This is a genomic window from Bradyrhizobium sp. (assembly GCF_049512235.1).
In the GTDB taxonomy this organism is placed as follows: Bacteria; Pseudomonadota; Alphaproteobacteria; order Rhizobiales; family Xanthobacteraceae; genus Bradyrhizobium.
Window position 1 is genome coordinate 1 of the sequence record NZ_JBEKXH010000305.1, and the last position, 7,902, is coordinate 7,902.

Consider the following 7,902-nt stretch of genomic DNA (forward strand, 5'->3'; position numbering starts at 1 on the left):
CCCTGGGCAAATCAGCCCGCTCGTTTGCGGCTTTTTGCGGCAGATCGCGGGTGCCGGTTCCGCCGAGCGCGGGTTCGGCGAGGCGGGCACGTGGTTGATGACCTCGATCGCCAGATCGAACCGGTCGAGCTCGTTGAGGACCTTAATCGAACGGACGCGGCCGGCGATGGCAGGTCGGAAGGCAAGTTTTGAACATCCAGGCGAAAATGTTCTTGATTTGTTCTTAACGTCTGCTAGGGTCGCGCCATGAGCAGAGCATCCTCTCGTGCCCTCAAGCACCCGCCGGTCGCGGCGCCCTCCGAGCCGGCGGGTGCGCCCATTACGTCTCCTGCGCCCTTCCCTGAGCTGGCTGTCGCGATCGAGCGCGGGCGGCGGCGGGGCCGCGGCGCGCAATCCAACGACAGCGGCCGCTTCGAGGCCGAAGCGCGCGTGGCCTTCGATGACGGCTGGCAGAGCCTCGATGACTTGCCGTCCTTCAAGACCACCGTCGCGCTCGATACCGCGCGGAAAGTCATCACCCGCAATGATTCCCCCGATATCGGTTTCGACCGGTCGATCAATCCCTATCGGGGCTGCGAGCACGGCTGCGTCTACTGCTTCGCGCGGCCGACCCATGCCTTTCTCGGCCTGTCGCCGGGGCTCGATTTCGAAACCAAACTGTTCGCCAAGCCCGACGCGCCGCAGCTTCTGGAAAAGGAACTGGCGGCGCCGGGTTACCAGCCGCGCATGATCGCGATCGGCACCAACACCGATCCCTATCAGCCGATCGAGCGCGAGCGGAAGATCATGCGCGGCATCCTCGAAGTGCTGGAACGCGCCGGCCATCCGGTCGGCATCGTCACCAAATCCGCGCTGGTCGCGCGCGACATCGATATCCTGGCGCGGATGGCGAAACGCAGTCTCGCCAAGGTGGCGATTTCGGTCACCACGCTCGATGCCAAACTGGCGCGTACCATGGAGCCGCGGGCTTCGACGCCGTCGCGGCGCCTCGAGGCGCTGCGGCAGTTGTCGGAGGCGGGAATTCCGACCACCGTGATGGTCGCGCCGGTCATCCCGGCGCTGAACGATTCCGAGATCGAGCGCATTCTGGACGCCGCAGCCCATGCCGGCGTCAGGGAAGCGAGCTATGTGCTGCTGCGGCTGCCGCTGGAGGTGCGCGACCTGTTTCGCGAGTGGCTGATGGCGAACTATCCCGACCGCTATCGACACGTCTTTACCCTGATCCGCGACATGCGCGGCGGGCGCGACTACGACTCGCAGTGGGGAACCCGGATGAAGGGCACCGGGCCGATGGCCTGGATGATCGGACGCCGGTTCGAGATCGCCTGCGACAAGCTCGGCCTCAACAAGCGGCGCTCGAAACTGACCACCGATCATTTCGCGCGGCCCGAGCGCAGCGGGCAGCAGCTGAGTTTGTTCTAGCGCCGGATGTCCGTGCGACAGGCGGATGATCCAGGATCGCAATCACCGCCCACGCTTTCCAATTTGTCGTGACATTGTCTGGCAATGATGTTATCCCAGGTGTCAGGAGGCAACATGACACAACGCACCCATCGGACGGAAAAGCTTGATCTTCGGCTGAGCCAAGCCGCCAAAAAGACGTTGCAGGCTGCCGCAACCGCCGAACGCAAGTCGGTCAGCGAATTCGTGCTCGACGCTGCGCTCAGCGAGGCCGAGGAGCGGCTCGCCGATCGCCGAGTCTTCACGCTCGGTGCCAAGGGGTGGGACGCATTTATTGCCGCGCTCGATGTGCCGCCAAGTCGTCATCCGCGCCTCGAGCGACTGTTTCGCGAGCCTTCCGTGTTCGATCCCAAAAGCGAGCCGTGACGCGTTCGCTTCGCATCCAAAAACTGCATCGTGGCCACGACGTGGAGCAGTTTACCTGTGGGCAACCGGAGCTTGATCGCTTCCTGCTACGTCACGCGTTGCAGGCCCAGCAGTCGAATTCATCGCAGACCTATGTCGCCTTCAGCGACAACGAGGTCGCCGGTTTCTACACGATCGTCGCCGGTGAGGTTCAGCACGCGCAGGCGCCGCAGCGCGTCGTCAAGGGCATGCCCCGCCACCCGATCCCCTTGCTGGTGCTGGCGCGCCTTGCCGTCCACGTCAATGCCCAAGGCCGTGGCGTTGGCTCCGGCTTGCTGCTCGATGCGCTTGGGCGCACGCTCCAGGTCGCCGATATGATCGGCGTCCGCGCGCTCGCCGTTCACGCTAAAGACGACCGCGCCGTTGCATTCTACCAGCACTTCGGCTTCGCGCCGTCGCCGACCGACGCGCGGCATTTGTTTATGATTATCAGGGATATCCGGCTAGCAGCGGGGCTGCAGCCATAGCAAACGCCGTGACACGTTGCGCGACCACTTCCGCGGATGGCTGATGGCGAACGATCCCGACGCTATCGCCACGCCGGCGGTCGTTCCAGGCAAGCCTGGCATCGGCGCTCGCTATGACAGGATGCGCTCGGTGACATCGTCGCCGGTCCTGGCATCGACGATCAAGAACGGCACCTGCCGTTCCCTCCAGGCCTTCAGCTCAACCAGACTGCGGTAGCGTCCGATTTCACCATCGTAGAGCCGCCGGTTCGGGTAAAGCTTGATGATGACGGGCAATGGTTGGGGATCGCTCATCTGAGCCTCCTCTCGACACCAAGCCTGACATGAAACGCGACTGCTCGCCGCTCGTCTGTTGAAAGCGGTGAAATGCCGGAGGTCAGCGGCATTTCCCGGTTGCGCCTCCGGGTCCGCTTGCGCACGATCCCGGCATGATTCGGGATAAATCGAAGGACGCTCCGGCCAGGCCGGCCAAAGGCGTGATTGCGGTGGCGCCGCCGAGCTTTCGCCGCGAGCGCGCGCTGATCAAGCGTGGTGTCTGGCCGGTGGCGGGCTGTGACGAGGCCGGGCGCGGCCCGCTGGCGGGTCCGGTCGTGGCTGCGGCTGTCGTGCTCGACCCCCAGCGGATTCCCAGGGGCATCGACGATTCCAAACGGTTGACGCCGGAGCGCCGCGAGGAACTGTTCGAGCAGATCTGTACCACGGCGTCCTTCGCGGTCGCCTTCGCTTCGACCGCGCGGATCGATCGTGACAATATCCTGCGCGCATCGCTGTGGGCGCTCAGGCGCGCGGTGCAGGCTTTGCCGGAAATGCCCAAACACGTCTTCGTCGATGGCCGCGACCGGCTCGATACGCCTTGCGACTGCGAGGCCGTGATCGGCGGCGACGCCCTGGTGCTCTCGATCGCGGCGGCCTCGATCATTGCCAAGGTCTCGCGCGACCGGCTGATGTGCAAGCTGGCGCAGGATTGCCCGGGCTATGGTTTTGCGGCCCACAAGGGCTATGCCGTGCCGGAGCATCTGCAGGCGCTGGCTCGGCTCGGGCCCAGCGTGCATCACCGCCGCTTTTTTGCCCCGGTGGTGGCGGCGCGCGAAAGACATCAGGGCATGACGATGGCAGCTGAAGTCGTCACGATGGCGAGCGGCGCGGCGCCTGAAGCCTCTGCCGGAATCTGACACGCGCTGATAACAGGACCTGGCTGTTCCGCCCGGCGAAGCCCGGCCGTGACGACGGCGCCGGCAGGTGCCAGGCTCGGCGCCATCAAGATATCATCGACCGGCTCAAGCCGCCTTGAGTGTCGCACGCAGGATTTTCATCAGGTCCGGTATCTTCAGCGGTTTGGTCAGAATGTGATCGAAACCCGCCAGATTCATGTTGTGCATGTTGGAAGGCATCGCATCGGCGGTCAGCGCAATGACGGGAATGTGGGAGGTTCGACCATCCTCGCGAAGCGCCCGCAAAACGTCGAAACCCTTGCCGTCCGGCAGGTGAATATCGGTGATGACGAGATCGGGCCGCAGCGAACGGGCAATCTTGAGGCCGTCCTCGACCGTTTGCGCATCGACGAAGCGTGTGTGGCTCAAATCCGCGATGATGGCGCGCATCAGCTCGACGTTCGGAATCTTGTCCTCAATGTAGAGAATCGTGCACCGCGGGTCCGTGGCTGTGGCGATCGGCGGCGCCATACGAACGGTCTTCGCGGCGGCTTCGTCGGCCACCTTGAGCTCGACCCAGAACTTGCTGCCTTGCCCGACCGTGCTTTCGAATCCGATTCCGCCGTTCATGGCCTGCACCAGCCGGCGGCTGATCGTCAGTCCGATGCCGATGCCGTCTTCCTGCGTGAATTCCTTGCCGAGACGATTGAAAGGCTCGAATATTTCGTGTTGGCGCTCGGCGGCAATCCCCATTCCGGTATCGCGAACGACAAAGCGCACGACGTCGTCATAGGGAATAGCCGTCAGCAAGACCCACCCGCCATCGACATTGTATTTGATCGCATTGCTGCCGAGGTTGAGCAGAACCTGTATCAGCCGGCCACGGTCGGCGACGATGGAGGGCAGGTTGCCGGAGGTGTCGACCGTGAACAGCATGCCTCGTTTTCGCGCCGCGAGCTCCAGCACGTGGCTGACTTCGGTCATCACCTCCAGACAATCCAGAACCTCGAGTTTCACGTCGACATGCCCCGATTCGAAGCGGGCCACGTTGAGGAGATCGTCGATCAGCTTCTCCAACTGCACGCCGGCTTCCAGAATATTCTCGGTGTAGCGGACGCGCTTTTCGCTGCTGAGATTTCCGTGCTGATAGATCATCTGGGCAAAGCCGAGAATGGCATTCAGCGGCGTACGCAGCTCGTGACTCATCGACGCCAGGAATTCCGACTTGGCGCGGCTGATCTTGTCGGCGAGGTGCTTTTCTCCGATCATCTCCCGTGCGGCCATTTCGCCTCGCTCGCGTTCCCTCACGCGTTGCTCGATCATCTGCGATGCCTTCATGAGGGCTTGACCGATTTCGTTCACTTCGACGATTTCGGTCGGCGGAATTGACAGCAATTCCGGTGTTCCGAGCGCAAGCGCCGGGACCTGAAGGGAACGGATGGAACGATTGATGCGGACACTGATGACTTTGGCGAGCCAGATGCTCAATGCAAGCAGCGCCAGGGTCACGGCGGCGTTGAAGCCGAGCGAGCGCCACAGGTTTCCGGTCAGGCTGATCCTCGGGATACCGATGGCGACAGCCCAGCCCGACCGCGGCGATCGGCTGAACGAGCTCAATATCGGGATGCCCTCCATCGATTCGGCCTCGGTGACACCCTCGGCGCGGCCGGCGGATCTCAGCAGGAAGGCTGCCGAACCTTTGCCGCCGACGAAACGTTCGGGAGAGTGGGTTCGAGCGGCAATCGTGCCGCTGCTGTCGAACACCGCGGCTATCCAGTCAGGCGGAAGATTCTGCCGGCGCAGGATTTCCGCAAGGCGATCGGCAAGGATGCCCATGGCGAGGGAGTAGATGACTTTTCCCCCGGAGAATACCGGCACCTGCAGGGTGATCGCAGACCGCCCGATATCGGGGGCCACGAAGAGATCGGAGATCGACGGTTGAGCGTTCTCGAACAAGCCCCGGATGTTGGCGGAAAGCGGTACCTGAGGCAGCGGATCCCCGAACGGTTTCAGCGTATTGACACGCTGCTGCCCGGTGGCATCGGTGACGGCGATGTAGTTGCCCCCCATGTGCGGCAATGCCTCGCTCGCCTGCAGATAGAAGCCCGCCAGATTGCCGGAAGCCAGGCGCAGCGACGCCGCGAGCACCTGCAGCGCCGACTGGGCCCCGAACAACTCGGCATCCATCGCCTGCATCAGCGCACGGGCGGTGGCGATGTTGTTGCGTTCGAGGATTGACCGCTGCTGTTGATAGGAAACGGTGAAAAGGAATGCCGATCCCAGGGCCGCCGGCAGGACGCAACCGATGACCTGGCAAGTAAGCCAAAAGCGAATGGTTCTCTGGTGCAAATGAAATTCCTTGCGGCGTCTTCGCCGGCGGCCTTCGCCATCAGGGGTTGTTTAAGTCAATACTGGAACACACCAACCGGAATCGCAGCCGACTGGTGGCGCGATGGCCGATTCACAGCCGACGCGGCCCAAACGCGATTCCGACGCTACGCCGAGATGATTGCCGGCTGTCACTGGTCGCCGACGGCGCGGTGATGCGACTGGCGCCATGTTGCGAGCCCTCGACGCATCCGGCGCAACCGAGCGGCCCGGCCGAACAGTGAGGCGTGCGAATCGCAATGTCAATTGCGAATGCCGTGCCGGTTGCCTGAGCAGTCCGTGCGCCTTATCACACCTTCGAAATCGAATAGAGCCGGCTTGGGCATTTCATGCGTTTCATGCGTTTCACTTCCCTGAATATCGAACTGATCCGCGCCCGGCCGCGGTTGGTGGTCTGGCTTGTGGTGTTGCTTCAGGCGGCGCTCTGGCTGCTGGTGCCGTTGCTTTTGTATCGAAGCCCTCCCGGCGGCCTTGCCACGGTGCTGGCCTATGGCCGCGAATACCAGGTGGGAACCGATCTCGGCCCGCCGCTTTCGTTCTGGCTCGCCGATGTCGCGTACCGCGCCGCCGGCAACCACATGTTCGGCGTCTATCTGCTGGCACAGCTTTGCACCATCACGACTTTCTTGACGCTGTACCAGCTGGCGCGCGCCATCGTCGGCGGCCAACAGGCGGTGCTTGCCATCCTGCTGACGATGACGGTGGTGGCATTCAGTTCGCCCGGCCTCGAGTTCGGCCCGCTGGTGCTGGCGCGTCCATTCTGGGCGCTGCTGCTGTTGCATTCCTGGCGATTGATTGGCCAGAACAGGGGCAACGCATGGTTCGCATGGTCGATCGATGCCGGGCTGCTGCTGTTGACGTCTTCGGCCGCGGTCGGGCTGTTGTTGCTGCTCGCCTTGTTTGCGCTCGCGACCAGGCGCGGACGGCGCACGCTGATGTCGTTCGATCCGCTGTTCGCCATCCTGGTCATTGTGGTGTTGGCGCTGCCCTACCTGGTCTGGCTGATGCGCGCCGATGCGCTGGCGTTGCCGCAATGGCCCGATGTCGCCGATCTCGGCGCCAGGGCGCTGCACGCCGCGCTGTTGCTCGGCGGCGTGCTGCTGGCGATGTCCGGCATCCTGCTGCTGGTGGTGCTCAACTCCGGCCGGCTCAGTCGCAACCCGGAAGAGACGCCGATCATCTATCGGCCGCCGGTCCATGCGCTGGCGCGCGAATTCGTTTATTTCTTCGCCATCGCTCCGGCGCTGGCGGGAAGCCTGATATCCGGCCTGTTCGATCTCGATTCGGTCGCTTGTGGGGTGGGCGTCGCATCCTTGATGTCTGGACTGGCGGTGATCGTCGCGACCGGCGACCTCGTTCATCTCAGGCGCGAGCGCCTGCTGCGTTCGGTCTGGGCGGCGGCGATCGTCGCGCCTGCGCTCGCCGTGGTCGCGGCCACGCTGTTTCTGCCCTGGACCGGCAGCGGCGCGGTGGCGACGTCGTTGCCGGCATCCGAGATCGCGCAATTTTTCGGCGACAGCTTTGCGCGGCGGACCAACCAGCGGCTGCCGGCCGTCACCGGCGATGCGCAGCTTGCGGCGCTGATCTCGTTGGGCGCGGGGCGTCCCCATCTGTTGCTCGACACGGCGCCGCAACGGACGCCGTGGCTGACATTGGCGAAGTTCAATCAAACCGGCGGCGTCGTGGTCTGGCAGGCGTCCGACACCGCCGGCACGCCGCCGGCCGATATCGCGCAGCGATTCCCGGGCCTGGTGCCGGAAGTGCCGCACGCCTTCGAGTGGTTCGTGGCCGGGCGGCAGCCGCTGCTGCGGATCGGCTGGGCCATCGTGCGGCCGAAGCTGCCGTAGCGGAGAGGCGTGCTCCGGACCCGGCTCAGCGTTCCCGGGTCCGCGGAGCCGCGTGACCGGACAATGCTGCGCACCGCCAGGGAGCACGAGTGATCCTGGGCTCCCCTCCCTCCACGCGCGTCGCGCGTGGTGGGGAGGGGTCGGGGGTGGGGGGTGGCGCGGCGTTCACCGAAACAGCGGTTC

Annotated in this window: 8 protein-coding genes; 6 read left to right on the plus strand and 2 right to left on the minus strand. The window is 64.2% G+C overall.

Annotated elements, in window-relative coordinates; all coding sequences use genetic code 11:
* From ABSG20_RS24050 to ABSG20_RS24065, 4 genes are all read left to right on the plus strand, one after another.
* Nucleotides 1-250 (plus strand): hypothetical protein (locus tag ABSG20_RS24050; RefSeq protein ID WP_423867000.1); only part of this gene is annotated, 250 nt, incomplete at its 5' end.
* Nucleotides 247-1,422: a PA0069 family radical SAM protein gene (locus ABSG20_RS24055; RefSeq protein WP_423867001.1), complete on the plus strand. Its 1,176-nt coding sequence runs from the start codon at nucleotides 247-249 to the stop codon at nucleotides 1,420-1,422. The genes ABSG20_RS24050 and ABSG20_RS24055, both read left to right, overlap by 4 nt.
* 114 nt (nucleotides 1,423-1,536) lie before the next feature.
* A complete protein-coding gene (locus ABSG20_RS24060; RefSeq protein ID WP_423867002.1) occupies nucleotides 1,537-1,827 on the plus strand; it encodes a type II toxin-antitoxin system TacA family antitoxin in 291 nt (96 codons plus the stop codon).
* Nucleotides 1,824-2,333: a GNAT family N-acetyltransferase gene (locus ABSG20_RS24065; RefSeq protein WP_423867003.1), complete on the plus strand. Its 510-nt coding sequence runs from the start codon at nucleotides 1,824-1,826 to the stop codon at nucleotides 2,331-2,333. The genes ABSG20_RS24060 and ABSG20_RS24065 overlap by 4 nt, the downstream gene beginning before the upstream one ends.
* Before the next feature lie 111 nt (nucleotides 2,334-2,444).
* Here ABSG20_RS24065 and ABSG20_RS24070 read toward each other — a convergent pair whose 3' ends face one another.
* Nucleotides 2,445-2,627, minus strand: coding sequence for a polyhydroxyalkanoate synthesis regulator DNA-binding domain-containing protein (locus ABSG20_RS24070; protein ID WP_423867004.1), 183 nt, complete (start codon nucleotides 2,625-2,627; stop codon nucleotides 2,445-2,447).
* Between the two features lie 134 nt (nucleotides 2,628-2,761).
* On the opposite strand from ABSG20_RS24070, the gene rnhB reads away from it, so the two are divergent.
* Nucleotides 2,762-3,505 carry a ribonuclease HII gene (gene rnhB / locus ABSG20_RS24075; protein ID WP_423867005.1) on the plus strand — a complete coding sequence of 248 codons (744 nt, stop codon included), beginning with the start codon at nucleotides 2,762-2,764 and terminating at the stop codon, nucleotides 3,503-3,505.
* Nucleotides 3,506-3,610: 105 nt separating this feature from the next.
* Here the strand turns inward: rnhB and ABSG20_RS24080 are convergent, their stop codons facing one another.
* Nucleotides 3,611-5,833 (minus strand): hybrid sensor histidine kinase/response regulator, encoded by a 2,223-nt coding sequence (locus ABSG20_RS24080; RefSeq protein ID WP_423867006.1) that lies wholly within the window; start codon nucleotides 5,831-5,833, stop codon nucleotides 3,611-3,613.
* Between the two features lie 377 nt (nucleotides 5,834-6,210).
* On the opposite strand from ABSG20_RS24080, the gene ABSG20_RS24085 reads away from it, so the two are divergent.
* The gene (locus tag ABSG20_RS24085) at nucleotides 6,211-7,719 is read left to right on the plus strand and encodes a glycosyltransferase family 39 protein (RefSeq protein WP_423867007.1); all 1,509 of its coding nucleotides are present in this window, start codon (nucleotides 6,211-6,213) and stop codon (nucleotides 7,717-7,719) included.
* Nucleotides 7,720-7,902: the final 183 nt, after the last annotated feature.